We start from the raw sequence: 25,482 nt of genomic DNA, 5'->3' as shown, positions 1-25,482 counted from the left end.
TTACTGACCGCAGAAGGAGGCAGCCATGAAACCGGAGAAAAAGATGTCACAGGAGCAATTTGATGAACAACTGCGGCGGGAATTTTCCAGGGCAGACGAGGCTCAAAAACGAGTGCTGGATAAGATTATGAGCATGTCGGAGGAAGAACGGCGGCAGATGGCCGCTGGGGTTCCCGGACCGGAAACGCCGGAAGAACTTCTCGGAGAGAGAACTCCCGCACCCCGCAGAAATGTCCCCAGGCGCCCTGTCAGGCTGGCTTTTATGGCTGCCTCTATTGCGATCTGCGTAATGAGTTTTGGGATGTTTGCGGTGGGTAATAAGAATTATGAGTATAAGGTGTTGGAGTCTGGTGGGAATGTATTGGCTAATAATACCGATGTGATTGTTGTACCTGAAGATATAAATCGGGAAATAATGATTTGCGCTAATAAATTAAGGATAAATGCCGTGCATTTTTCTGAGTGGCCAGAGGACATAACTATTAATAAATATGATATTTATGAGAGTGATGCTTTAATTGAATGTGCAAAGAAGAATAGATTAATATTCATACAAATGTTTATAGGTAATGTTGACAGTAGCTTTGGTAGTATAAACAATGGAACGATAGTTTCAGAAGTAGACAATCCGTATTTTAAGGAGCGATTAAAAATTTATGAGGTAACCGAGGATGATGGTTCAGTTTCATATTTCAGTTACCTAATTGCGGATAACTGCTATTATAAAATTGTGGGTTTTGAGAGTGAAGAAGAGTTAAGAAATATTCTAGAAAATTGTGAAATATAAATGGGTGTAGAAACTTAAGAATAAGTATTTGTATTTTTTTTAAGAATTTGGTGCTAGTTAACGTATATATATTCGCGGTTAAGAAAGGAGTGTACAATTAAAAAAATGAAGCGATTTTGGGTAACAATTAGTTGTTCTATAATTACTATTTTATTAATGGGTACGATTGTGCTTGCAGATGTTCCGGAATATCAAGTAGGAGATGTGATTGAACCTCCATATCCGGTGATAATTGTGGAAGGAGATTATGCAAGTTCAGATTACTATCAAATAACAAGGGATATAATCAGTGATGGCTGGAGTAAAATTCAGCTATATGGTTCGCTGAGGGTTCTGTTAGCCTCTAGCACATTATTGCATGAAGCTAAACCCCAAATTACAAATGAAATGTTTTTAGTGAAATATGATCCAGGAACAAACAAATCTACAGTAATTGAAGGGCCATATCGATATCATGCCTATAATGCAGGATATAATCGTTGTGAAAAAATTGTAGATGTAGGATCCACAGGGTATTATTATACTCTAACTTATCATACGGTTGGTACAGAAACTAAAGTGTCCCAATCCCCGGCAATACATGTAACGTATTAAAATACAAAAGTTAGACCGCGCAAAATAAGTTTGATAATTTGAGAAAAAATTATCCGAGGGGAATATGTTTATGTGAACATTTTAGCCAAAATGTCTGCTAACGTATTCATATAAGAAAAAAGAGTATTTATATTACGATTAGAATAAAGGGAAGACAGCGATTAAGAAAGCTTTCTCCCTTTATTTTTATGAAAGAATATAGACATTAAAGCAAAAAAAATATTTAAAAAAATAAAAAAATATTTGAGAAGAATTTTCATCCCCACGTATATATAGTCGCGGGCAGGAAAGGAGGATAAAAAACTAAAGCAAAAAACATACTGGTCGTCAGTTGCAGCTTAGAACTTACCCGCTTGGAAGCTGAATGACTGGAGACAGGATTTGTAAACAATAAGGTTGCGGCCGCTGTATTCCGCAGGCAATCCGGCAGGATAAAAACCGGGGCTGAATTATACAGAAAAACTAAACTAAAAAATAAAAAAAGAAAGTAAACCCAAGAAATGGTACACATGCATTCTTAAAAAACCAAAATCCTTATGGTTTATAAAGCAGGAAAACAGCCGGCTCGCCCCCGGCTGTTTTATTTTTTTCAATGGAAATTGCGTTGCCTATGAAACAAAACCCTCCGGGGTATGCGAACTGCGCGCTTAAGGAATATGGCTGCTGATGCAACCGCGCTGCGGCGGGAGAGCCCGCCAGCAGGATTTTTAAAAAAAAGTACCCTTACGAAATAAACCTGCTCTACGGAGGGGAAGAAACCCGCAGGCGTCAATCCTTCATAAAAGATTTGACTTTTTACAGAGACAGAGCTTAAAATGAAAATCAGGGAGGGATGAACAATGTCTGAGATCATGGAATTTACCAGCAGAGAAGAGTTTAGACAATGGCTGAAAGAAAACTGTCTTTCATCTGAAGGCATATGGCTGATTTTCAGCAAAGCAGGCGGCCGCAAAACCATCCGGGCAAATGAAGCGTTGGAAGAAGCGCTCTGTTTTGGATGGATTGACGGCCAGATGAAGAGCATTGATGAGAAAACCTACAAAAAGTATTTTGCTTTGCGCAGGAAAAACAGTAAATGGTCGGAGAAAAATAAAGATTTGGCGGAAAAATTGGAGCAGAGAGGGCTGATGACTGATTACGGCAGAGGAAAAATAGAGGAGGCCAGGGAAAATGGAATGTGGGACGCGCCAAAGGCTCCGGGAGTTACGGAAGAGCAGATTCTTTTCCTCTCTTCTCTGCTGAAAGATTATGAACCTGCTTATTCTAATTTTTTGTCCATGCCGCCTTCAGTCCAGAAAACGTATACAAAAGCATATGCAGACGCGAAGACAGAGGCGGGGCGGGAGAAACGTTTGTCCTGGATGGTTGGCCGGCTTAACCAAAATTTGAAACCAATGTAATTTTTCCCCAAAGCCTTTTCCAGGGCTTTGGGCAGATAAGAGCAAAGACGGTTACAGCGGAATAAAAATAAAAAATTATGTGAAAAAGTGAGAAAAGTGTCGAAGAAAGGTGTTATATATTATAACGGCAAAAATCTCAGGAGGAGAGGAGGAGGCGGGAAACCACAGAAACAGCCTGTTGCCGGGGCATTCTGTAAACACACGGAAAACATAACCAGAAGTTGCTGTGACAGCGCCTAGGATATATCAAAAGTCACAGCAACTTTTTCTTTCCTCTTTCTTACAAAAACCTACATAACCTTGCAATTTCAGAGAATCATGATATAATAACCGATAAAGAAAACAGGAAAGATGAGGAGAATATGAACCAGGATAAAGAAGGGAGCAGAAGGGAAAGGAGGCCGGCAGAAGGCGGCGAGAGGAAGCCGCCGGCAGGCGGAACAGAAAGAAAACGTCCGTCCGGGCCTGCTGATTCCGGGAGAACAGCGCCCAGGACCCCGGACAGAGCCGGAAAGCCTTCGGGTTCCAGACCCCCGGGAGCCGGACGAAGCGGCGATGCAAGGGCTTCAGGAAGCACAGGAACGGGGAGCGGAAACCGGCGTCCCTCCGGGCCAACCGGCGCGCCCGGGGAAACAAGGCGCGGGTCCGGCGGCGCAGCGGGAAGCAAAGGCCAGGCACGTCCTGCTGGGAGGCCGTCTGCAGGGAGAAGCGGGGCCCAGGGCACGCAGAACGGAAGAACCGGAACCGGCGGGAGCGGAGCGACAGGCCAGCATAACGTCAGGCCGGGAACGGCCGGAAACGGAAACCGGCGTCCGCCGGCAGGACAGGCGCCGGTGCGGAACAGCGCAGGCCCTCAGGGGAACCGCGGCACAGGGAATGGCCGGGGAGGTAAGAGAAAGAAGAAATCAATCTGGCAGAAATTCAAAGAAATGAGCGGCGGAAGAAAAGCGCTGATCATCACAATGATTGTGCTGCTGGTGCTGATTTTAACAGTGGTCATCGGCGGTTATCTGATCATCAACGGGTATATTAAAAAGACAAACTATGTAGATGATAAGGATGTGACGATTGTCGCCAGCCTGCCGGAGGGAGCGGATAACGACGGTACGGATCCTGATTTGGGAGAAGAGGCCGATCCCGATGTGATCGCTTCATTGAACGAACAGCTGAATAACATGAACGGGCAGGAGGCTGTCAGCAGCGATTACGTTTATAATCTGCTGCTGATCGGCGTGGATCGCAGGGATACCAGCTGGGCCGGAAATTCGGACGCCATGTTGCTGGTATCCATCAACAGCAGGGCAAAAAAGATTTTTGTCACTTCCCTGATGAGGGATACTTATGTATCAATTCCGGGGATTGGGAATAAAAAACTAAACGCAGCCCACGCCCATGGAGCCGGGCCTTTACTGGTTCAGACAGTGACACAGAACTTTAAAGTCAATGTGGACCGGTACGCAAGAGTGGATTTCAACGGCCTCACATCGATTATCGATCAGCTGGGCGGAATCCCCATGACTCTTTCCGATGCGGAAGCGAAGGTTGCCAATGACTATATCCGTGAAATGAACGGGCTAAACGGCCGTCCCGCAAATGAAAATCTGCTGAACGGCGGCGGGGATCTGTACCTCAACGGAATACAGGCCACAGCCTATGCGCGTATCCGCTATGTGGGAAATGCGGACTGGGGACGGACAGAACGCCAGAGGAAAGTACTGGAAGCCATGATCGGCAGGGTTAAGAGCGCAGGGATCGGCGCGCTGCCGGGCCTTGCCAACAGCATACTGCCGCTGGTGACGCATAATGTTCCGGACGGAGAAATCTGGGGGAAAATTGCCCAGGCTCCGGAAATTATGGGATATGAGATTGTGATGGACCGGATTCCCTATGACGGCATGTATACCAGCCAAAATATCGGAGGCCAGGGGATGCTGGTTCCGGATTGGCCTGCCACTGTTTCCAGACTGCAGAGCACCATTTATGCTACAGAATGAAGATGAATTTGGAGGATAGAAATAAAATGAAGAAAACAACCCTGGTGATTATGGCGGCAGGAATCGGCAGCCGCTTTGGAGAGGGAATCAAGCAGCTGACGCCCGTGGGCCCAAGTGGAGAGATCATTATGGATTATTCCATCCATGACGCGGCAGAGGCTGGATTTAACAAGGTCGTATTTATCATCCGCAGAGATCTGGAAAAAGATTTCAAAGAGATCATCGGCGACCGTATTGAAAAAAAGATTGAGGTGGACTATGCGTTTCAGGCGCTGGAAGACCTTCCCGCAGGGTTTACTGTTCCCGAAGGCCGTAAAAAACCCTGGGGAACCGGCCAGGCAGTGCTCTGCTGCCGGGGAATTGTGGATACCCCGTTTCTTGTAATTAACGCAGACGACTACTATGGAAAAGAAGCCTTTGTAAAAATTCACGATTATCTGGTGCAGGAACGGCCCTCTACGGGAAAGTTTGATATCTGTATGGCCGGATTTATCCTAAAAAATACACTCAGCGACAACGGGGCGGTAACCCGCGGCGTCTGCGTGGTGGAAGGAGACCAGCTGAAAGGGGTGCATGAGACATCGGAAATCATCATGGGCCCAGACGGGAAGGTGACCGGGGAATATGAGGGGGCAGTATCAGAGCTGAATCCCAACGGCCATGTTTCCATGAATATGTGGGGATTTACCCCTGATTTCCTGGATGTTCTGGAAGATGGATTTACAGATTTCCTGAAGAGCGCGGGTAAAGATGAAATTAAGAAAGAATATCTGCTTCCTGCTGTTGTGGACAGGCTTCTGCAGGAGGGGAAAGCAGATGTTAAGGTGCTGGAAACCCATGACAAATGGTTCGGAGTGACCTATCAGGCGGACAAGCAGGCTGTGATCGACGCATTCCACGGGCTGGTGGAAAAAGGCGTTTATCCGGAAAATATTGTATAAATTGCTTGACAATACCATCATTAAGGTGTAAGGTAAGAAAAGTGACTGTTTCCTGTCAGGCACAAAAATAAAAAGGAGGTAGGACAGATGTTGGAATTCAGGAATTTTATCATTAGAGAAGATAATTGCATAGCGCTGACAATGAAATCCATAGCCTGCCTCAGAACAGAGAATCTATTGGTATGATTTTCTGATTAAAGTTGTTTATGAGCCGCAGTCTATGGTGACTGCGGCTTTTTTGTCCTCAAATCCGTGAAAATTCCGGGAGAGGGCTGTGTCTGATTCCCTTTTAGAGGGTGATGCGCAGAGCCGCAGTGACAGCGGTTCCGCGCATTTTTTTGTTTCATAGGAGGGGGGATCGCGCTGCGGCGTAAGGAATTACGTCGCTAAAGCGACACGCCGCAGGCGGAGAATCCCGCGAGCGGGATTCTTTTTCAAAGTAACAGGAGTTAAGAAATGAGGGGAGACAAAGTGGTGATCAAAGAAAAGAAAGAAGTCCTGGAGAAGAAACAGAAAATCCCCAGGCAGAACAGGGTGATGACCTATGTGCTGCGCTATTGGTATCTCTATCTGCTGGCGCTGGTTTCCATGGTGATTGCCATTGTGCTGGATGTGCTGGCGCCTGCCATTACAAGATCCATCATAGACGATGTGATTGTGGCGGGGAGAGTGGAGATCCTGATGCGCCTGCTGCTTGGCCTGGCGGGGATCGGCCTGGGCAGAGCCATATTCGGTTATATTAAGGAATTTACCGTGGATGTAGCTGCCTGCAAGATCGGATGCGATATCCGCGGAAACCTGTTCCGGCATATCCAGAAGCTGAGCATGGGCTATTTTGATAAGAACAACAGCGGGGAGCTGCTGGCGAGAGTGAAGGATGATGTGGATAAGATCTGGAACGCCACCGGCTTTGTGGGAATGCTGATCGCGGAGTGCACCATTCATACCGTGCTGGTGCTGACCTGCATGTTCAGCGTCAGCCCTCTGCTGACGCTGGTGCCTCTGGCGGTGATGCCTGTGGTAGCCTGGACCGGGATCCGGCTGGAACAGAAGCTGGGAAGCGTTTATGAGGATATCAGTGAAGAAAATGCCCAGCTGAACACAGTGGCCCAGGAGAACCTGGCAGGGGTGCGTACAGTGAAGGCATTTGCCAGAGAAGAGTATGAGATTCAGAAGTTTAAGAAGCACAATAAGAAATATTACGATCTGAACATGAAGCAGGCCAGAACGCTGGCAAAATATCATCCGAATATCTCTTTCTACACCAAAGTGCTGCTGGTGGCAGTGATCATCTTCGGAGGAATTATGGTGATGAAGGATATGATCACCATCGGGCAGCTGGGACAGTTTACAGAATATGCCAATAATATTATTTGGCCCATGGAAATGATCGGCTGGCTGTCCAGCGATTTTGCCGCGGCGGTGGCTTCTAATAAGAAGATACAGAAGATTCTGCTGGAAGAGCCTGAAATCAAGAACCCGGAACTGCCGGTATCCATGGAAGAAGTAAAGGGAGAAGTGGAGTTTTCCCATGTGGACCTGAAGCTGCAGTCACAGGATGTGCTGAAGGATATCAGCTTCCACGTGAAGCCCGGAGGCACCCTGGGTATTATGGGGATGACCGGGGCCGGAAAGACTTCTGTTATCAATCTGCTGGAACGCTTTTATGACGCCAGCGGCGGCTGTGTGAAAGTGGACGGGGTGGATGTGCGCAGGATGGATCTGGAGACGCTGCGCCGCAATATTGCGGTGGTCATGCAGGATGTATTCCTGTTTTCCGATACCATCAATGAGAATATCAGCATCGGGCGGCGGGGGCAGCTGGAGGCCCAGGCCATCCGCCAGGCAGCGGGAAGCGCCTGCGCGGACGGATTTATCGGCAGCCTTTCTGAACAGTATGATACAGTGATCGGAGAGCGGGGCGTAGGGCTTTCCGGCGGGCAGAAGCAGAGAATCAGCATCGCCAGAGCGCTGGCCAAGAAAACGCCGGTGCTGGTGCTGGACGATTCTACCTCTGCGCTGGATATGGAGACAGAATTTGAAATCCAGAAAAAACTGAAAGAGCTGGAAAACACAACGAAGCTCATTATCGCCCACCGGATCTCTGCCGTGCGGCACGCGGATGAAATCATTGTACTGGATCACGGCAGCATCGCGGAGCGGGGGACACACGAGACGCTGATGGAGAAAAAGGGGCTTTATTATGCCACCTATTGCGCGCAGTACGATGCAATGCAATATGAAACAGAACTGAAGGGAGGGATGGAAGCATGGCTGTAAACTCATTCAGGGAAGACGAGCAGCAGGCCCAGGTCAGCAAATGGAAAACCCTGACAAGGCTTTACCGGTATCTGCTGGCTTATAAGAGCAGGATTGCGGTGGTGCTGCTGATCATGCTGGCGACGATTTCCATCAATATGATAAACCCCCTGATCGTGGAGCAGGCAGTAAACGTCCATATCGCAAACCGGGATATGAAAGGCCTTCTGCTTCTGGGACTGGCGGCTGTGGTGCTGAATCTGATCATGGTGGCAGGGGTCAAGGCGCGGATGATCATGATGGCAAAGCTGTCCAACCAGGTGCTGCTGACCATCCGGGAAGAATTATATGTACATATTCAGAAGCTGAGCTTCAGCTTCTTTGACAGCCGCCCCACCGGAAAGATCCTGGCCAGGATTATCGGGGACGTGAATTCCCTGAAGGATATGCTGTCGGACAGCGTGACCACACTGATCCCGGATTTTCTCACTGTGATCGGCGTAATTACAATTATGATGGCGAAAAATGTAAAGCTGGCCCTGGCGGCTTTGCTGACACTGCCCTTTATGGCTGCTGGCATGTTTGTGATCCAGCGGGTATCCCACAAGGCCTGGCAGGTCTACAGGAAAAAGAGCTCTAATATATCTGCCTTTGTCCATGAGGAAATGTCAGGGATGCGGATTGTTCAGAGCTTCCGGGCGGAACAGGAATCCAGAGACAATTTTGACGTGCTGCTGAAAGAACACCGGCAGTCCTGGAACAAGTCTGTGCGCTGCGCTGACCTGTTCGGCTCCCTGATCGAGCTGACCTGGGGAGCCGGGGGCTTCCTGCTGTACTATATCGGCATCAAGGTCATCGGCGTGGGAGAAATCGGCATCGGAACATTTATGGCGTTCTCCACATACCTGGCTATGTTCTGGAGCCCCATCAGGAATCTGGCGAACTTCTACAATAAGATCGTCACCAACCTGGCGGGGGCGGAGCGGATTTTCGATATTCTGGATACAGAGCCTGAGATCCGGGATAAATCCGGTGTGGGAGAGCTCCCCGACATTCAGGGTTCCGTGGAATTTGACCGGGTATCCTTCGCCTATTCAGATGAGCCGGAGACAAAGGTGCTGAAAGATGTGAGCTTTCAGATACGTCCCGGAGAGACCATCGCGCTGGTGGGGCCTACGGGAGCCGGCAAAACAACCATTGTCAATTTGATCAGCAGGTTTTATAATGTTACAGAGGGACATATCCGGGTGGACGGTTATGATCTGGGGGATGTTTCCATCCGCAGCCTGAGGCGCCAGATGGGCGTGATGACCCAGGATAATTTCCTGTTTTCAGGCACTGTTAAAGATAATATCCGTTATGGCAGGCTGGACGCAACGGATGAAGAAATTGTGGCGGCAGCCAAGGCTGTGAATGCCCACGGGTTTATCATGCAGCTGGAAAAGGGATATGACACAGAGCTCAGCGAGCGGGGACAGAGCCTGTCAGTAGGACAGCGGCAGCTCCTGGCCTTTGCCAGAACCATGGTGTCCAATCCCAGAATCCTGATTCTGGATGAGGCCACCTCCAGCATCGATACCCATACGGAAATACTGGTGCAGAAAGGAATCCAGGCTCTGCTGAAAGGAAGGACCTCCTTTGTGATCGCGCACCGTCTCTCCACAATCAAAAATGCGGACCGGATTTTTGTCATCAACCATGGCAGAATTGAAGAGGCGGGTTCCCATGAGGAGCTGCTGGCGGCGAAGGGGCAGTATTATGAGCTCTATCAGGCACAGTTCAGGAGCCTCACGTCTGCCTGAACCGAACAAGGGAGGAAGTGCCTGGATGAGAAAAACACCGTACCTGGCCGCGGCATTTTTGCTGGCGGCCGGGCTGATCTGGAGCAGGCCCCGGGCGGTTTTTGCCGGGGGAGAGATTGAATTGGATGAAATATATCAGAGATGGAGCGACGGATACAGCATGGAAGAGGCCAGGCTCAGGGATACTTCAGAGGCGGACAGAAGCACGCTGCTGTATCTCGGAAGCGAGATCAGCAATATCGTGCTGGATGGCAGAGAAGTGCAGGGGAACCGCTTTGCACTGAAAAGCGGCCAGCATGTTTCCTTTGACCTGGAAATCAATGGGCTGATAAACAGCACAATGCTGGGAGCGATTGACAGGAATCAGTGCAGGCTGGACTGGGAACGTTACCAGGAAGCGCTTTTTTTGGGAGAGCGGGGGATTTATCTGATCCGCCCTGTTTCAGAAGTTTTCAGGATAGAGGATATGTATTTTGAGGACAGGCTGGCGGACGGGAAAATCCAGTATTCTTTCGAAGGGATATACGAGGCGGTTTTGGCGGACCCGGAAGCGGACGGAACCAGCTTTTTGAAGGACTACGGGAAAATTTCTGCGGCAGCCGAAGTGATGTCATTGCGGATAGTAACCCGGGGAGCAGGCGGGATTCACCCTGAACCGGTATACTTTAACCGGTACGGAGGCGGCAGCGAGTCCCTGGGCGTTAAATTCGCCATTGATGAGGAAGCGGAGTGGTCTGCCGAACTGAACGGCAGAGAGATTCCGGTGGAAGTGCATAACCGGGATACATATTTTCTGTCACTTGCAGATATGGAAGATTCTGAAGAACCAGTTTCGGGAAATATATGCCAGCTGCCTATCCTGGTGCTGGATGACGCGGTGTTCGGGCCGGGAAGTGAAGCGGACCCGGGTGAGGGCGGCCCAAACAGCGGTACGCCGTTTTCAGAAACCCATAAATCCGTGGTGGGCAGAGGCGTTTCAGGCATTCTTCCTGCCATAGCATGCACGGGGGTATCCCTGGCTATGGCCGGGGCGGCCTCCCTTGTGCAGAGCAGAACGGGAAAGAAAAAAGAACGAAAAAAAACAGAGGCTGAAATCATCGTGAACCATGGGAGAGAGCTTCCGGTTCTGCTGGCGGGAGGGCGGCAGGCCGTACGGGTGCCGGTCATGCTGTCAGGGGGAAGCGCGGCGGAATACAGATGGAATGTCCGCTGGGTATCTGACAGCGGAAGCGGGGATTTCCATGCTGTCATTGCCGGAGCGGGGTCTCTGGCGGAACTGGTGATGGGGCTGTCCGGAGCGGATCTGCAGGATTATGAGGTGGTTCTCAGGATCACAGCAGTCCCTGAACAGGCCGGGCAGGAGGCTTCCGCAGAAGCAGTCTGCAGCGTATTTGTATACAGAGAAGGGCTCACCGTGACCAGGGAAGACACCCGGAAGGGCTCGTGGAAAGCCAGGCTGGTAAAGCCGGGAGAAAAGCCGGGGACGGCTGAGATACAAGAACTGCAGCCAGGCAAATTCCAGATCCTGCGGGACAGGGACGGAAAAAAATGGGCCTGCGTTCAGGAAGATGGGAAAAGATGGACTGTTGATTTAGAAGAGGAGACAGCGGATGAAGATTGAGCGGGACTGGTTCAGGAACTATCTGAAAAAACAGCTGCCTTCCGCGCTGGTCATGGCGGGGCTGTGGCTGGCGCTGCAGATTTCCGCCTGCCTGGGCTGGCGGCATTTTCTGCTGTCCCCTCTGTATTTTGTCAGCGGGGCGCTGGCCGGTCTGGAGGGCGGCAGTGTGCTGGGAGGGGTTTTGGGAAGAACCCTTCTTCTTTTGTTTCTGCAGGAAGGCATCCGGACGCTGTTCTTTTCGGGGCTGCCCTTCCGCCGCAGGCTCAGAGAGACCGGCAGAATGGCTGTGGACAGCGTATCCGGCGTGGTCCCCTATCTGAGGGATCTGAAAGATCTGATTCCTGAAAGCCTCAGGATGTTCCTGTGGGAAGGGACAGGATTTTTTTCAGCAGTGCTGCTTTCCGTATTTTTGTCCGGGGACGGAAGCCTGCAGAACTCCTTTATCAACCTTCTGCTGTTTGTAAAGTTTGCGGATGAAATGAAAAATCACAGCGGAATTTTATATTCCCTGTACCGACGCGCCCGGAGGATGAGCGGCAAAAAAGAAGCGGAGCATGATTATTTCAGCGGTTTTGCGGGGGCCCACGCCCTGGGTTACGCCGCCGGGCCGCTGCTCTGTCTTCTGCCGGGCCGGTACTGGACTGTATGGCTGGGGAGTCTGGGTCTGGCGCTGGCGGCCGCCGGATTATTAGGCGTAACACTGAAACGATGCCGGATTAAACGGTGAGAAAGGAAAAACATGAAATTTATCATTGAACATCTGTCGAAAAATTTTGAGAAAAAAGAGGTGCTCCGGGACATTGATTTTACCTTTGAAAGCGGCAAGATCTATGGACTTCTGGGACGAAACGGCGCTGGCAAGACCACGCTGTTCAACTGTCTGAACCGCGACATGAAAACAGACGGCGGCAGATTTTACATGGAAGACGGTGGGCTGCCGAGAGAAGTGGCCGCCGAAGATATCGGATATGTTCTTTCCACCCCCACGGTACCGGAGTTTCTCACTGGACGGGAGTTCCTCCGGTTTTTCCTGGACATTAATGAGAAATCCATTCAGGACCCCAGGCCGCTGGATGAATATTTTGATTATATGAGCATTGAGCCGGAGGACCGGAATAAGCTGCTGAAAGATTATTCCCACGGAATGAAGAATAAAATGCAGATGCTGATCAATATTATCGCCAGGCCCTCAGTCCTGCTGCTGGACGAACCGCTGACCTCTCTGGATGTAGTGGTGGCGGAAGAAATGAAGCAGCTTCTCCGTTCTTTGAAAAACGGCCGCATCACCATATTTTCCACCCACATCATGGATCTGGCCCTGGATTTGTGCGATGAAATTGTGCTGCTGAATCACGGCGTGCTGGAAGTGGTGGACCGGGCGGATCTGGACAGCAGCGAATTCAAAGATAAAATTATCGCGGCACTCAGGGAGGAGAGCCATGACTAAAACGCTGAAAATTTCTTTTGCCCTGAAAAATACATACCGGGTCAACAGTATCCTGTATTCCATCAAACAGATACCTTTGGTGAAAAAACTGCTGCCGGACGCGCTGTACCAGGTCCATGGCCTGAAGGTTTTTGCCAACGTACTGTCCCTGGTGTGGGAAATCGTGTCTGTTTTCCTGGGGAAGTTTCTCTATTTTATTTTAATGATATCGGGAGCCGCATCGCTGTATCAGGCGGAAGATCCCGGGAAGCTCTTTCTTCATATTTTGGTGCTGCTGACTGTGATCGGGGCTTTTTCCAATACCTTTATGTTCAACCCCTCCAGGGATAAATACTACGCGATGATCCTGATGAGGATGGATGCCAGAGAATATACGCTGGTAAATTACGGGTACGCTATCCTGAAGGTGGCAGTGGGCTTTCTTCCGGTTTCCCTGATATATGGCCTGGGCGGCGGGGCCCCCCTGTGGGTATGTCTTCTGATCCCGTTTTTTGTGGCGGGGCTGAAGCTGGCCATGGCGGCGTACTCTTTGAGGGACTATGAGAAGACAGGAAGGATCACCAATGAAAACGGCCTGAATAAATTTATGTGGATTGCGATTCTGGCCCTGTTGGCGGCGGCTTACGGCCTGCCGGCGGTGGGGATCATGCTGCCTGTTTCTGTATCCGCTGGGTTTATGATTCTGTCAGTGCTCTGCGGGGCAGTGGCGGTATGGAAAATACTTGTTTTTGACAAGTACCGGGAGATGTATCAGCAGATTCTGGCAAAATCAATGGCCCAGATGGATGATGTAAATACCATGTCCAGACAGATGAGCCAAAAGGTTATTTCCGCGGATACAGGGATTACCAGCAACAGGAAAGGCTTCGAATATCTCAACGAGCTGTTCATCCGCAGGCATCAGAAAATTTTATGGAAGTCCTCCAAAAAGATTTCTCTGGTGTGTGTCTGCCTGATTTTTGGCATTCTTTTGGCATTCTACCTGGTTCCTGAACTGAAAGAAAAAATCAACGGGCTTTTGCTTTCCTTCCTTCCCTACTTTGTATTCATTATGTATTCCATCAACAGAGGAACAGGATTCACCAGGGCGCTGTTCATGAACTGCGACCACAGCCTGCTGACCTATTCTTTCTATAAACGCCCGGATTTTGTGTTAAAACTGTTTCAGATCCGCCTGCGTGAAATCATTAAAGTAAACTTGCTGCCTGCGGCGATTATAGGGGCCGGCCTGGCGGCGCTTCTGTACGCATCTGGCGGGACGGAAAATCCGCTGAATTATGGGGTGCTGTTTGTTTCTATTATTTTTATGAGTATATTTTTCTCTGTTCACTATCTGACGGTTTATTATCTGCTGCAGCCTTATAACGCAGGTACGGAGATGAAGAGCGGGACCTATCAGATCGTGCTTTCAGCCACCTATTTTGTATGTTTCCTGCTGATGCAGGTACAGATGCCCACACTTCTGTTTGGCGTAATGACCATCCTGTTTTGTCTGGCGTACTGTGTGGCAGCGTGCATATTGATTTACCGCCTGGCGCCAAAGACTTTCCGGCTGCGTTAAGCCATCGGGCAGGATTTATTTCTATTAATAAAAAGTTCACTTTTTCTGATTGACACGGTATGTTATACTATATCCAAAGCGCGCGAAAGACGCGGCGCTTCAGAAGCAGTTTGATTTCACAAAGGAGTAACTATGCCACAAGATAAAGATGAATTAGAGAAAAATACGGAAAGCAGCGGCCAGGCTCCGGATAACGGGCCTGAGGAATATGAAAAAGTCTGCTATATCTGCCGCAGGCCGGAGAGCAAGGCCGGCCCGATGATCACCATGCCCGGCAATATCACTGTATGCAGTCACTGTATGCAGAAGGCTTTTGATTCTGTAGAAAAAAACGGAATTCCTCAGATGTTCCCCAACGGCATGCCCATTCAGTTTGGAGTGCCCGTGGATTTTGACAACTTTGCCGCACAGATGCCAAAAACCCAGCAGGTGAAGAAGAAAAAGGAAAAAGAACCAAAGCCGTCTTTTGATATTCACGCGATTCCCGCGCCTCACCGGATTAAGGCCCAGCTGGATGAATATGTGGTGGGACAGGAATACGCGAAAAAGGTGATCTCCGTGGCAGTCTATAACCACTACAAGAGAGTGGCGGCGGATGCTTCCGGGGATATTGAGATCGAAAAATCCAATATGCTGATGATCGGCCCCACAGGCAGCGGCAAGACTTATCTGGTCCGCACCCTGGCCCGTCTGCTGGATGTGCCGCTGGCTATTGCCGACGCTACGTCTTTGACAGAAGCCGGTTATATCGGGGATGATATCGAGAGTGTTGTCAGCAAGCTGCTGGCTGCTGCGGATAATGATATAGAAAAAGCGGAGCGTGGGATCATCTTCATTGATGAGATTGATAAGCTGGCTAAAAAGCGCAACACCACCAGCCGGGATGTCAGCGGGGAATCTGTACAGCAGGGCCTTCTGAAACTTCTGGAGGGAAATCTGGTGGAGGTGCCGGTGGGGGCGACCAGCAAGAATGCCATGGTGCCTCTCCAGACCATTAACACCAAGAACATTCTGTTCATCTGCGGCGGAGCGTTCCCGGATCTGGAAGAAGTGATCAAGGAACGGCTGAACAAGCAGTCTTCCATGGGGTTCCGTGCGGATCTGAAGGACAAGTATGATAAAGATCCCAATTTGCTGCGTCAGGTTACGGTGGAAGACCTGCGGGCATTTGGCATGATTCCAGAATTTATCGGCCGGCTGCCTATCATTTTCACACTGGACGCTCTCTCCAGGGACATGCTGATCAAAGTTCTGAAGGAGCCGAAAAACGCGCTGCTCAAGCAGTATCAGAAGCTGCTTTCCCTGGACGAGGTGGAACTGGAATTTACGGACGGAGCTCTGGAAGCGATCGCGGAGAGAGCGCGGAAAAAAGACACCGGCGCCAGAGCCCTGAGGGCCATTATCGAGGAATTTATGCTGGATATCATGTATGAAATTCCCAAGGATGAGAACATCGGCAGAGTAACCATTACCAGAGAATATATCGAAAAGACCGGAGGCCCGCGGATTGAAATGAGGGGCGTGGAGATTCCGGAATTACAGGCGTCTGCAGGGCATATACTGGATTAAATAATTTTGCCGGAGGCTGGAATGCCGCAGGACGAAACTGAGTACGGGGAATTTATATACCAATATTTTGCGGTACCGGAGGAGACGAGGCTGCGATTGGAGGCGGAAGGCCTGGCATATAATCTGGGGAAGCAGTACACCATACTGTGCCTGCCGATCCCCAGAAGCAGGCCGCTGCGACTGGTGGAGGAATTTGGATATTTTGTAGTGCCCAAGGTATACGGACTATTGGATGCGGGAAGCATGGAAGCGTCAGGAATTACAGCAGTGCAGAATCAGCCTGTGCTGCAGCAGAGGGGGGCGGGGGTGCTCATTGGCATTCTGGACACAGGCATTGATTATACGCTGGATATATTCAGAAATGCCGACGGAACCACCAGGATCACTTCCATTTGGGATCAGACCCTGGAAAATGGAAGGGAAAAGAAACGGCGGGGCCGGGTGTTTGACAGGGAGGATATTAACCGGGCTCTTCAGTCAGAAAACCCGCTGGAAATTGTTCCGACTACAGATGACAACGGCCACGGCACGTTTCTGGCGTCTATCGCGGCAGGATACCGGCAGGACGGAACCTATACCGGCGCCGCCCCCGACGCGCAGCTGGCGGTGGTGAAGCTGAGGCAGGCGCCTGCCCATCTGCGGGAATATTTTTTTATCCCCCAGGATGTGTGGGCTGCGTCTGAAGCGGACCTGCTGATGGCGGTGGAATATCTGCTGCAGGAGGCTGCCAGGCTGAGTATGCCGCTGGTGCTGCTGGTGGCGGTTGGAACCAGCCAGGGAAACCACAGAGGCTCTGATCCGCTTTCCGCATATCTGCAGTGGAACGCGTTTCAGCGCGGAGTTGCAATTGTGACCTCTGCGGGAAATGAGTCCGGCAGAGGGCATCATTTTCTTGGCAATATTGCCGGCGGCCAGCCTTATGAGGAAGTGGAAATTCAGGTGACGGAAGGAGAACCGGGATTTTCTCTGGAACTTTGGGCCAGGGCCCCTGAGACTTTTTTTGTCAATATCCTGTCCCCAATTTACGGTGAGGCTTCCAGTATCCAGGTTACCGGGACCGGAAGTACGGTACGGCGCTTCGTCCTGGACGGGACTACTGTTTTTGTGGACTATCATCTGGTGGAAAGCGTGGCAGGGGGACAGCTGATCCTGATGCGGTTTGAAACGCCGTCGGCGGGGGTCTGGAGAATCAGGGTGACAAATGACCTGTATATCGGCGGCCAATATCAGCTGTGGCTTCCTATTACCGGCTTTATCGGCCCGGAGACCAGATTCCTGCGCCCGAACCCGGATATGACGATTGTTGCGCCAGGCAACGGGCAGCAGGTGATGACCATCGGCGCTTATCAATACCAGACCGGGGCCATATGGAACTATTCCAGCAGAGGGTTTTCAGGAAACGGTGCTGTTAAGCCGGATATGGTGGCGCCCGGGGCAGATGTGGGCGGAATCGGCCCGGGGGGACGGCCGGAGGTGCGCAGCGGGACCAGCGTTGCCGCGGCGCATGTGGCGGGAGCTTCCGCGCTGCTGCTGTCCTGGGGGCTCATAGAGGGAAACCAGGACTGGATGAATACCACTACTGTAGCTACATATCTGATCAGGGGGGCGAACCGGAAATCAACCCTGCAGTATCCAAACCCGGAATGGGGGTATGGATCGCTGAACCTGTATCAGACATTTTTAAACCTATAAAGGAACAAAAGGAGAAAAAGCGATGATTTGTTTGGAGCAGGTATCCAAGACTTATGGAAAGAGCGGCAAAAAGGCTGTGGATTCCATGACCTGGAACGTGGAGGACGGGAAGATTACCGGTTTTATCGGGCCAAACGGAGCCGGTAAAACCACCACCCTGAAGATGATTACCGGCATCATCCGGCCTGACGAGGGCCGGATTACAGTAAACGGGCATGACATCCAGAAGGAGGGGCTGGAGGCCAAGCGCCAGATCGGTTTTGTGTCGGACAGCCCGGACAGCTTTCTGCGGCTCAAAGGCATTGAGTATCTGAATTTTATGGCTGATATGTACGATGTGCCGACTCAGGGAAGGCAGGAGCGGATAAACGAATACGCCCGGAAATTCGAGATGGAGGATGCGCTGGGTTCCCGGATCCAGAGCTATTCCCACGGAATGCGCCAGAAGATCATGGTGATGGGCGCCCTGATGCACCAGCCGCCGGTATGGATTCTGGATGAACCGCTGACCGGGCTGGACCCCAAATCAGCCTTTGCCTTAAAAGAGATGATGAAAGAGCATGCGGCCCAGGGCAAATCAGTCCTGTTTTCCACCCATGTGCTGGAAGTGGCCGAAAAACTCTGCGACTATGTCGCTATTGTGCAGCGGGGCAGAATCGTATTCCTGGGTACCCTTGAAGAGCTGCGCGCGAAATTCCCGGGTGAAGAATCCCTGGAAAATATGTTCCTGGAGCTGACAAAAGATGAGTAAGGTTTGGACGCTGACAAAAGTCCTTTTCAAATGCGGCCTGGGAAGCAGTTTTGGAAAGAACAATAAAAAGACCAGCAGTCAGACGGTGCGGATTATTCTGGTGGTGCTGGTGGGAGTCTGCATGCTGCCTTATATATTCATGCTCTATATGGCGGGAGCGGGAGGATATGAACTGCTGGCGCCGGCAGGACAGCCGGGCCTGGTGCTGGAGCTGGGCGCTTATGTGGGCGCGCTGGTCACGCTGATTTTCGGAATCCCCATGGTGATCAGCGTGTTTTATCTCAGCGCGGATATTGAAAAACTGATTCCTCTGCCGGTGAAGCCCTGGTGGGTGGTGTGCGCGAAATTTCTGGTGGTGCTGGCTTATGAATACCTGATGACAATCGTATTTATCGGCCCGCTTTTCGTAGGATATGGCGTGGCCTCCGGAGGAGGCGTTTTGTACTGGCTGTTCACTGTGCTGGGTATCCTGTGCCTTCCGGTGGTGCCGCTGGTCTATGCCTCTGTATTTGCCATGCTGCTGATGCGGATTTTCCGCAGGCTGAAAAATAAGGATTTTCTAACGATCGTAGGGACCATGTTCGGGTTGGTGATCGGATTCAGCATCAGCGGGCTTTCCGGGTATATGGGCGGCATGGAGGATTCCTCTGCCATGCAGGCTCTGCTGCTGGAAAAGGGCAATTCTCTGGCGGGGATCATCAGTGGATTTTTCCCGAATTTCCGTTTCCTGGTTCGTGGGCTGGCGGATGAAAGTATCTTGCAGATGGCGCTGTTCCTTCTGACAATCGCCGCTGTTGTGGCGGCATTCCTGTGGCTGGCGCAGAAGATCTATTTCAGCGGTGTGGTGGGGATGGGAGAGAGCGCTTCACGTGCCCGCCGCATGACGAAAGAGGAGAGCATGAAGCTGAACCGCCGCAGCACGGTGCAGCGTTCTTATTTAAAGAAAGAATGGCGCCAGATGTTCCGTACGCCCATCTATTTTCTGAACTGTGCGCTGATGACGTTTATCTGGCCGGTATTTTTTGCAATTCCTCTGGTGCTGGGGCTGAGCGGGGCGAAAGGATCGGCGGAGGGCATGCCTTCAGCAGATGAGTTGATAGAGGGGCTGAGCCAGATGCTGGCGGAGCCCGCAGTACAGGGTATTATCCTGATCGTGGTATTCGGTATTACCGTTTTCATCTGTTCCTGCAGCGCAGCAGCGTCTACCGCTGTTTCCAGGGAAGGAAAAGGGTATTATTTCATGAAATATATTCCCGTGCCCTATGAAGTTCAGGTACGGGCAAAAGTCCACCTGGGCATTGTGATCGGCTGGCTGGGCACCTTGCTTTATGTGCTGATCGCCGGGGTGATGGGCATCGTCCTGCTGGGACTGAACCCGCTGGTGGTCGTATTCGCGCTGGTGATTTCAGCCCTGACCGTGGTGATGGCGAACTATTTACAGATGCTGGTGGATCTTTCCAACCCCAAGCTGACCTGGGATAACGAACAGATAGCCGTGAAGCAGAATATGAATGTGATGCTGGGTATGGTCCTGGTTTTAGGAGCCTGTCTGGTGCTGGGGGCTGCGGCGTTTCTGCTGTATGCCGTGCTTCCGCTGTATGCGGTGGCAGGAGTGATGTGCGTGCTGCTGGCGGCTGCCGATGCGGCGCTCTATAAGCTGGTGCCCATGTTCGGGGCGAGAAAACTGGCCGAGCTGGAGGAGTAAAGGATGAAGTGGAAAAAATATACGATAGATACGACGACAGAGGCCGTGGATTTCATCAGTGAAGAGCTGAATGAGATCGGCATCCAGGGAATTGAAATTGAGGATCATGTGCCTTTGACGGAAAAAGAAACAAAAGGCATGTTTATTGATATTCTGCCTGACCTGGGGCCGGACGACGGCTCCGCGAGGGTCAGCTTTTATCTGGACGATACTTATGACATCGGAGAGACGCTGAGGCTGGTGAAAGAAAAGCTGGAGGAAGTCAGGCTGTTTGCGGACGCCGGTTCCTGCAATATTTCGGAAAGCGAAACAGAGGACAAGGACTGGATCAATAACTGGAAGCAGTATTTTAAGCCTTTTACCGTGGATGATATTCTGATCAAGCCCACCTGGGAAGAGATCCCGGAAACGGACAAAGACAAGCTGCTGGTGCAGATCGATCCCGGCACGGCATTCGGGACAGGGATGCATGAGACCACGCAGCTCTGCATCCGGGGAATACGCAAGTATATGAATGCAGGAGACCGCGTCCTGGACGTAGGCACCGGCAGCGGAATTCTGTCCATCTGCGCCCTGAAGCTTGGGGCGGCGGAGGCTTTTGGAACGGACCTGGACGACAACGCGATTCAGGCGGTCCATGAAAATATGAAAGCCAACCAGATCCCGGAAAGCCGCTTCCCGGTGGTCTGCGGAAACCTCATTGATGATCCGGCAGTGAAAGATCTGGCGGGCTATGAAAAGTATGAAATTGTGGTAGCCAATATTCTGGCTGACGTGATCATCCCCTTGCAGGCGGTGATCGCGCCCCATCTGAAAAAGGGCGGGATTTTTATCACATCAGGCATCATTGATATGAAGGAAGAGGCAGTAAAGGAGGCTTTCGCGGCCAACCCCGACCTGGAGGTGCTGGAAGTGGCGCGCCAGGGGGAATGGGTGTCCGTGGTGGCGAGGAAACGCTGAATGGATTTGAAAATTGTGCCTGTTTCGGAAAAGAGCCGCAGTACGATGCTGCGGCTTCAGGTTGCCGAGGGGCAGGAAAATTATATTGAAACAGTGGAAGAGTGCCTGGGAGAGGCGGAGGGAGATTCCTGCTGGCGTCCTGTTGGATTGTATGACGGAGACCTGCTGGTGGGGTTTTCCATGTACTGCCGCTGGGAAGATAAGCCGGAGGGCAGGGTATGGCTGGACAGGCTTCTGATTGATAAGAGGTTCCAGGGCCGGGGATACGGCAGGTTTTTTGTAAAGGCGCTGATTCTTCGTTTGGAACAGGAGTATGGCTGCAGTGAGATTTATCTGAGCGTATATCCGGAGAATTCCGGAGCCATCCGCCTTTATGAGTCTTTTGGCTTTCGCTTCAACGGCGAGCTGGATACCCACGGCGAGCATGTGATGGTGCGCAGAATGCAGGACTGACATTGACAAAAGGAGAAAAAACATGTACCATTTTTTCGTAAGTCAGGATCAGATCGGCACAGACCAAATCCGCATCTGCGGAAGTGATGTGAACCACATCAGGAATGTGCTGCGGATGAAGCCTGGTGAGGAAATTCTGGTCAGCGATGAGAAGCAGAATGATTATTACTGCGTGCTGGAAGAGATCGCCGCAGATACAGTGACCGCCAGGATTTCTTTTGTGGAAGAGCAGGGCCATGAGCTGCCTGCAAAGATCACGTTGTTTCAGGGACTTCCCAAAGGAGACAAGCTGGAACTGATCATTCAAAAGGCTGTGGAGCTGGGCGCTGCTGCTGTAGTCCCGGTGTCCATGAAACGTTCTGTGGTGAAACTGGATGAGAAAAAAGCCCAGGTCAGGCAGAAGAGATGGCAGTCAATCGCAGAAAGCGCGGCTAAACAATCCAAACGCAGCCAAATCCCGGAAGTTTCCCGGGTGCTTTCTTTTGCGGAAATGCTGGAAGCTGCCGGAGAAATGGACCTGTTTCTGGCGCCCTATGAGGCGGCGGAAGGGATGGCGGCCACGCGCCGGGCTTTTGAGCTGGTGAAGCCGGGCATGCGTATCGGCGTGCTGATCGGCCCTGAAGGGGGCTTTGACGAAGAAGAAATCAGAGCGGCGAAGGAAGCGGGGGCTTTGGAGATCTCCCTGGGCCGAAGAATCCTGAGGACAGAGACTGCCGGATTTGCGGTGCTGTCCGCGCTGATGCTGAAGCTGGAGGAAATGGAATGAGAGAAATATATCTGGATAATTCAGCCACTACCAGAGTCTATCCGGAAGTGCTGGAAGCGGTACGGCATGCCATGGAAGAAGACTACGGAAACACCTCTTCCCTGCACCAGAAAGGGCTGGATGCGGAACGCTGCATCCGTCAGGCCCGGGATACGCTGGCGCGGCTGTTAAAGGTTCAGGAAAAAGAGCTGATATTCACCTCAGGGGGAACGGAATCAGACAATCTGGCGCTGATCGGCGCGGCAATGGCCAACCAGCGGGCGGGAAAGCATTTGATTACAAGCGCTGTGGAACATGCGGCGGTGGGCGCAGCCATGCGTTTTCTGGAGGAACAAGGCTTTGAACTGACCGTGCTTCCGGTGGACCAATACGGATTCGTATCCCCGGAGGGGCTTCGTCAGGCGATCCGGGAGGACACCATACTGGTATCTGTGATGTATGTGAATAACGAGATCGGGACAGTGGAACCGGTAGCGGAATTGGCGAAAGCAGTCCATGAGGCCAGGCCGGAAATCCTTTTCCATGCGGATGCCATTCAGGCATTCGGAAAATACAGGATTTATCCGAAAAAACTGGGGATCGACATGCTCTCTGTCAGCGGGCATAAAATCCACGGGCCAAAAGGCGTGGGTTTTTTATATGTGGACAGCCGGGTGAAGATCCGTCCCATCCTCTACGGAGGCGGACATCAGAACGGGATGCGGTCCGGGACGGAAAACGTGCCGGGCGTATCTGGAATGGCTCTGGCGGCAGAGATTGCCTACAGGGATTTGGATGAAAAGACAGCCCGGATGCGGGCGCTGAAACAGAAATTTACGGAAGGCGTAAAGCAGATAGAAGGCTGCCGGATCAACGGCCCGGAGGGAGAAGGAGGCGCGCCTCATATTGTCAGCGTCAGCGTGGAGGGGGTGCGTGCTGAAGTGCTGCTCCATGCGCTGGAAGAAAAGGGGATCTTTGTGTCGGCAGGTTCCGCCTGCTCCTCCAACAAGCCGGCGGTGAGCGCTACGCTGAAGGCCATCGGCCTGCCCAGGGAGCTGCTGGATTCCACGCTGCGGTTCAGCTTCTGCGAATATACCACAGAAGAAGAGATAGAAGAGACACTTCTGGCGCTGAAAGAGCTGCTGCCTAGGCTGCGGCTGTTTCGCCGGAAATGAAAGGAGACTGTTGTGACATTTACTGCTTTTTTAATAAAATACGCGGAAATCGGAATTAAAGGAAAGAACCGTTTTCTGTTTGAAGACGCTCTGGTGAAGCAGATCAGAAGGGCGCTGCGCCAGACGGAAGGGGAATTTACTGTCAGCAAGGCCAGCGGCCGGATCTATGTGGAAGCTGAGGGGGATTACGATTATGAGGAGCTGATGGAAGCGCTGCAGAGAGTGTTCGGCATCGCGGCCATCTGCCCGGTGGTGCAGATCCAGGACCAGGGATATGAGGATCTGGCCCGCCAGGTGGTTTCCTATGTGGAACAGATGGTTCCGGATAAAAAGATCACTTTTAAGGTGGACGCCCGCCGCAGCAATAAACATTATCCGAAAAACTCCATGGAATTGAACGCGGATCTGGGGGAAGAAATTCTGAAAGCTTTTCCGGAGATCAGAGTGGATGTGCATAAGCCGGATATGATGCTCCATGTGGAAATCCGGGAAAACGTGATCAATATTTATTCCAGAGCGATCCCGGGTCCGGGAGGGATGCCTGTGGGCACCAACGGCAAGGCCATGCTGCTGCTTTCCGGGGGGATCGACAGCCCTGTGGCGGGATATATGATCGCGAAGCGCGGGGTGAAAATTGACGCGGTATATTTTCATGCGCCGCCGTATACCAGCGAGCGGGCAAAGCAGAAGGTAGTGGATCTGGCGAAGCTGGTGTCCCGCTATTCCGGCCCGGTAAACCTGCATATCGTGAATTTTACGGATATCCAGCTCTATATTTACGAGAAATGCCCCCACGAGGAACTGACCATCATCATGCGCCGCTATATGATGCGGATTGCGGAAGAAATCGCAAAACAGACAGACTGCCTGGGCCTGATCACCGGAGAGAGCATCGGACAGGTGGCTTCCCAGACCGTGCAGTCCCTTGCCGCCACCAACGCAGTGTGCACCATGCCTGTTTTCCGTCCGGTAATCGGCTTTGACAAGCAGGAGATTGTAGATGTGGCGCTGAAAATCGGGACTTATGAAACCTCGGTGCTGCCCTATGAGGATTGCTGCACTATTTTTGTGGCCAAGCATCCTGTAACCAAGCCTAATATCAAAGTGATCCAGGCTTCAGAGCGGAATCTGGAAGAAAAGATTGAAGAGATGGTGAGGATTGCTGTTGAAACAGCGGAAACGGTATGGTGTAAATGAAGCTCTTATTTAAACAGCGTTTTTTTTCATGGCTGGACAGTTATGATATTTTTGATGAGGCCGGCAACACCGTCTATACGGTGGAGGGAAAAATGAGTTTTGGGCATTGCCTTCATGTGCTGGATGCCTGGGGAAACCATGTGGCCACCCTGAAGGAAAAAGTGTTTACCTGGATGCCGAAGTTTGAAATCTATCTGAATGATAACTATGCGGGAAGCGTGGAAAAAGAGTTGAGTTTTCTCAAACCCCGCTACCAAATTGATTTTCGGGGATGGTCAGTGGAAGGGGACTTCATGGAGTGGGATTATCTGGTGAAGAACGGGACAGGGCTGACCGTGGCCGCGGTCACAAAAGAGCTGTTCCACATGACAGATACTTATTCCATTGAAGTGTCTGACCCGCAGGACGCTCTCTGCGCCCTGATGCTGGCGCTGGCTATTGACGCGGAAAAATGTTCCAGGAATTGAAATAAAAAATGGAGGATACTTCCGTATCCTCCCCCATGCATAACCCCGTTATTGCTACCTCTTCTAAGTCAAATCAGATGATGTAGGGAGCCAGCACAGCCATGACCTCATCTACATTGTCCTCTGCGTGAATGTTCAGCTCGATGGGCTTGGACAGATCCAGGCTGAAGATACCCATGATGGATTTTGCATCGATCACGTATCTGCCGGATACCAGGTCGAAGTCACTGTCAAACTTCGTCAGATCATTCACGAAGGATTTTACCTTGTCGATGGAGTTCAAAGAAATTTTTACTGTTTTCATTGGAAAAACCTCCTTTATTGTTATTTGCCTGATTTCTCCAGGCTTACCATTATACTAC

At 51.2% G+C, this 25,482-nt stretch carries 22 protein-coding genes; 21 read left to right on the top strand and 1 reads right to left on the bottom strand.

The features are described from left to right. Positions 1-25: 25 nt before the first annotated feature. The 21 genes from EV209_RS03920 (at position 26) to EV209_RS03820 (ending at position 25,120) form a co-directional block, all read left to right on the top strand. Positions 26-787, top strand: coding sequence for a hypothetical protein (locus tag EV209_RS03920; RefSeq protein ID WP_130433243.1), 762 nt, complete (start codon positions 26-28; stop codon positions 785-787). A 105-nt stretch (positions 788-892) separates the two neighbouring features. Further along, a complete protein-coding gene (locus tag EV209_RS03915; RefSeq protein ID WP_130433241.1) occupies positions 893-1,381 on the top strand; it encodes a hypothetical protein in 489 nt (162 codons plus the stop codon). A gap of 839 nt (positions 1,382-2,220) precedes the next feature. Further along, a complete protein-coding gene (locus tag EV209_RS03910; protein ID WP_130433239.1) occupies positions 2,221-2,781 on the top strand; it encodes a YdeI/OmpD-associated family protein in 561 nt (186 codons plus the stop codon). Between the two features lie 362 nt (positions 2,782-3,143). Beyond that, positions 3,144-4,775 carry an LCP family protein gene (locus tag EV209_RS03905; RefSeq protein ID WP_130433237.1) on the top strand — a complete coding sequence of 544 codons (1,632 nt, stop codon included), beginning with the start codon at positions 3,144-3,146 and terminating at the stop codon, positions 4,773-4,775. A 26-nt stretch (positions 4,776-4,801) separates the two neighbouring features. Further along, the gene (locus tag EV209_RS03900) at positions 4,802-5,716 is read left to right on the top strand and encodes a nucleotidyltransferase family protein (RefSeq protein WP_130433235.1); all 915 of its coding nucleotides are present in this window, start codon (positions 4,802-4,804) and stop codon (positions 5,714-5,716) included. 537 nt (positions 5,717-6,253) lie between these two features. Next, on the top strand, positions 6,254-7,996 hold the full coding sequence (locus EV209_RS03895) for an ABC transporter ATP-binding protein (RefSeq protein ID WP_130434162.1): 1,743 nt from the start codon (positions 6,254-6,256) through the stop codon (positions 7,994-7,996). Then, positions 7,987-9,777, top strand: a complete 1,791-nt coding sequence (locus tag EV209_RS03890; RefSeq protein ID WP_130433233.1) for an ABC transporter ATP-binding protein — start codon at positions 7,987-7,989, stop codon at positions 9,775-9,777. Before EV209_RS03895 ends, EV209_RS03890 begins: the two co-directional genes overlap by 10 nt. Before the next feature lie 25 nt (positions 9,778-9,802). Continuing rightward, a complete protein-coding gene (locus EV209_RS03885; RefSeq protein WP_130433231.1) occupies positions 9,803-11,398 on the top strand; it encodes a hypothetical protein in 1,596 nt (531 codons plus the stop codon). Continuing rightward, positions 11,388-12,125 (top strand): hypothetical protein, encoded by a 738-nt coding sequence (locus tag EV209_RS03880; protein WP_130433229.1) that lies wholly within the window; start codon positions 11,388-11,390, stop codon positions 12,123-12,125. The genes EV209_RS03885 and EV209_RS03880 overlap by 11 nt, the downstream gene beginning before the upstream one ends. A 12-nt stretch (positions 12,126-12,137) precedes the next feature. Continuing rightward, the gene (locus EV209_RS03875; protein ID WP_130433227.1) at positions 12,138-12,845 is read left to right on the top strand and encodes an ABC transporter ATP-binding protein; all 708 of its coding nucleotides are present in this window, start codon (positions 12,138-12,140) and stop codon (positions 12,843-12,845) included. Continuing rightward, positions 12,838-14,406: a hypothetical protein gene (locus EV209_RS03870; protein ID WP_130433225.1), complete on the top strand. Its 1,569-nt coding sequence runs from the start codon at positions 12,838-12,840 to the stop codon at positions 14,404-14,406. The genes EV209_RS03875 and EV209_RS03870 overlap by 8 nt, the downstream gene beginning before the upstream one ends. A gap of 132 nt (positions 14,407-14,538) precedes the next feature. Continuing rightward, the gene (clpX, locus tag EV209_RS03865; RefSeq protein ID WP_130433223.1) at positions 14,539-15,975 is read left to right on the top strand and encodes an ATP-dependent Clp protease ATP-binding subunit ClpX; all 1,437 of its coding nucleotides are present in this window, start codon (positions 14,539-14,541) and stop codon (positions 15,973-15,975) included. Positions 15,976-15,996: 21 nt separating this feature from the next. After that, positions 15,997-17,667, top strand: coding sequence for a S8 family peptidase (locus EV209_RS03860; protein WP_130433221.1), 1,671 nt, complete (start codon positions 15,997-15,999; stop codon positions 17,665-17,667). Between the two features lie 22 nt (positions 17,668-17,689). Further along, positions 17,690-18,418 (top strand): ABC transporter ATP-binding protein, encoded by a 729-nt coding sequence (locus EV209_RS03855; protein ID WP_130433219.1) that lies wholly within the window; start codon positions 17,690-17,692, stop codon positions 18,416-18,418. Then, complete coding sequence (locus tag EV209_RS03850) at positions 18,411-20,123, top strand: putative ABC transporter permease subunit (RefSeq protein WP_130433217.1); 1,713 nt, start codon at positions 18,411-18,413, stop codon at positions 20,121-20,123. Before EV209_RS03855 ends, EV209_RS03850 begins: the two co-directional genes overlap by 8 nt. A 3-nt stretch (positions 20,124-20,126) precedes the next feature. Continuing rightward, positions 20,127-21,083, top strand: a complete 957-nt coding sequence (gene prmA / locus EV209_RS03845; protein WP_130433215.1) for a 50S ribosomal protein L11 methyltransferase — start codon at positions 20,127-20,129, stop codon at positions 21,081-21,083. Further along, positions 21,084-21,536, top strand: a complete 453-nt coding sequence (locus EV209_RS03840; protein WP_130433213.1) for a GNAT family N-acetyltransferase — start codon at positions 21,084-21,086, stop codon at positions 21,534-21,536. A gap of 22 nt (positions 21,537-21,558) precedes the next feature. Further along, on the top strand, positions 21,559-22,302 hold the full coding sequence (locus EV209_RS03835) for a 16S rRNA (uracil(1498)-N(3))-methyltransferase (RefSeq protein ID WP_130433211.1): 744 nt from the start codon (positions 21,559-21,561) through the stop codon (positions 22,300-22,302). Beyond that, positions 22,299-23,456 carry a cysteine desulfurase family protein gene (locus EV209_RS03830; protein WP_130433210.1) on the top strand — a complete coding sequence of 386 codons (1,158 nt, stop codon included), beginning with the start codon at positions 22,299-22,301 and terminating at the stop codon, positions 23,454-23,456. Before EV209_RS03835 ends, EV209_RS03830 begins: the two co-directional genes overlap by 4 nt. Positions 23,457-23,468: 12 nt before the next feature. Continuing rightward, on the top strand, positions 23,469-24,653 hold the full coding sequence (thiI, locus tag EV209_RS03825; protein ID WP_130433208.1) for a tRNA uracil 4-sulfurtransferase ThiI: 1,185 nt from the start codon (positions 23,469-23,471) through the stop codon (positions 24,651-24,653). Further along, positions 24,650-25,120 carry an LURP-one-related/scramblase family protein gene (locus tag EV209_RS03820; RefSeq protein WP_130433206.1) on the top strand — a complete coding sequence of 157 codons (471 nt, stop codon included), beginning with the start codon at positions 24,650-24,652 and terminating at the stop codon, positions 25,118-25,120. The genes thiI and EV209_RS03820 overlap by 4 nt, the downstream gene beginning before the upstream one ends. A 73-nt stretch (positions 25,121-25,193) precedes the next feature. On the opposite strand, the gene EV209_RS03815 is transcribed toward EV209_RS03820, so the two are convergent. Continuing rightward, complete coding sequence (locus EV209_RS03815; RefSeq protein WP_130433204.1) at positions 25,194-25,424, bottom strand: HPr family phosphocarrier protein; 231 nt, start codon at positions 25,422-25,424, stop codon at positions 25,194-25,196. Positions 25,425-25,482: the final 58 nt, after the last annotated feature.

This window comes from Cuneatibacter caecimuris (genome assembly GCF_004216775.1).
GTDB classification, from domain to species: domain Bacteria; phylum Bacillota; class Clostridia; order Lachnospirales; family Lachnospiraceae; genus Cuneatibacter; species Cuneatibacter caecimuris.
Note: the sequence above shows the minus strand (reverse complement) of the source record. Positions and strands in the feature narration are given on the sequence as shown.

Bases quoted from the DNA above. Each gene is read 5' to 3' on its own strand.
- EV209_RS03830 (WP_130433210.1), top strand. From the start codon at position 22,299: ATGAGAGAAATATATCTGGATAATTCAGCCACTACCAGAGTCTATCCG.
- EV209_RS03920 (WP_130433243.1), top strand. From the start codon at position 26: ATGAAACCGGAGAAAAAGATGTCACAGGAGCAATTTGATGAACAACTG.
- EV209_RS03840 (WP_130433213.1), top strand. From the start codon at position 21,084: ATGGATTTGAAAATTGTGCCTGTTTCGGAAAAGAGCCGCAGTACGATG.
- EV209_RS03890 (WP_130433233.1), top strand. From the start codon at position 7,987: ATGGCTGTAAACTCATTCAGGGAAGACGAGCAGCAGGCCCAGGTCAGC.
- EV209_RS03820 (WP_130433206.1), top strand. From the start codon at position 24,650: ATGAAGCTCTTATTTAAACAGCGTTTTTTTTCATGGCTGGACAGTTAT.
- EV209_RS03900 (WP_130433235.1), top strand. From the start codon at position 4,802: ATGAAGAAAACAACCCTGGTGATTATGGCGGCAGGAATCGGCAGCCGC.
- EV209_RS03870 (WP_130433225.1), top strand. From the start codon at position 12,838: ATGACTAAAACGCTGAAAATTTCTTTTGCCCTGAAAAATACATACCGG.
- EV209_RS03910 (WP_130433239.1), top strand. From the start codon at position 2,221: ATGTCTGAGATCATGGAATTTACCAGCAGAGAAGAGTTTAGACAATGG.
- EV209_RS03835 (WP_130433211.1), top strand. From the start codon at position 21,559: ATGTACCATTTTTTCGTAAGTCAGGATCAGATCGGCACAGACCAAATC.
- EV209_RS03915 (WP_130433241.1), top strand. From the start codon at position 893: ATGAAGCGATTTTGGGTAACAATTAGTTGTTCTATAATTACTATTTTA.
- EV209_RS03850 (WP_130433217.1), top strand. From the start codon at position 18,411: ATGAGTAAGGTTTGGACGCTGACAAAAGTCCTTTTCAAATGCGGCCTG.
- EV209_RS03815 (WP_130433204.1), bottom strand. From the start codon at position 25,424: ATGAAAACAGTAAAAATTTCTTTGAACTCCATCGACAAGGTAAAATCC.
- EV209_RS03855 (WP_130433219.1), top strand. From the start codon at position 17,690: ATGATTTGTTTGGAGCAGGTATCCAAGACTTATGGAAAGAGCGGCAAA.
- prmA (WP_130433215.1), top strand. From the start codon at position 20,127: ATGAAGTGGAAAAAATATACGATAGATACGACGACAGAGGCCGTGGAT.
- EV209_RS03880 (WP_130433229.1), top strand. From the start codon at position 11,388: ATGAAGATTGAGCGGGACTGGTTCAGGAACTATCTGAAAAAACAGCTG.
- EV209_RS03905 (WP_130433237.1), top strand. From the start codon at position 3,144: ATGAACCAGGATAAAGAAGGGAGCAGAAGGGAAAGGAGGCCGGCAGAA.
- EV209_RS03885 (WP_130433231.1), top strand. From the start codon at position 9,803: ATGAGAAAAACACCGTACCTGGCCGCGGCATTTTTGCTGGCGGCCGGG.
- EV209_RS03860 (WP_130433221.1), top strand. From the start codon at position 15,997: ATGCCGCAGGACGAAACTGAGTACGGGGAATTTATATACCAATATTTT.
- EV209_RS03895 (WP_130434162.1), top strand. From the start codon at position 6,254: ATGACCTATGTGCTGCGCTATTGGTATCTCTATCTGCTGGCGCTGGTT.
- clpX (WP_130433223.1), top strand. From the start codon at position 14,539: ATGCCACAAGATAAAGATGAATTAGAGAAAAATACGGAAAGCAGCGGC.
- EV209_RS03875 (WP_130433227.1), top strand. From the start codon at position 12,138: ATGAAATTTATCATTGAACATCTGTCGAAAAATTTTGAGAAAAAAGAG.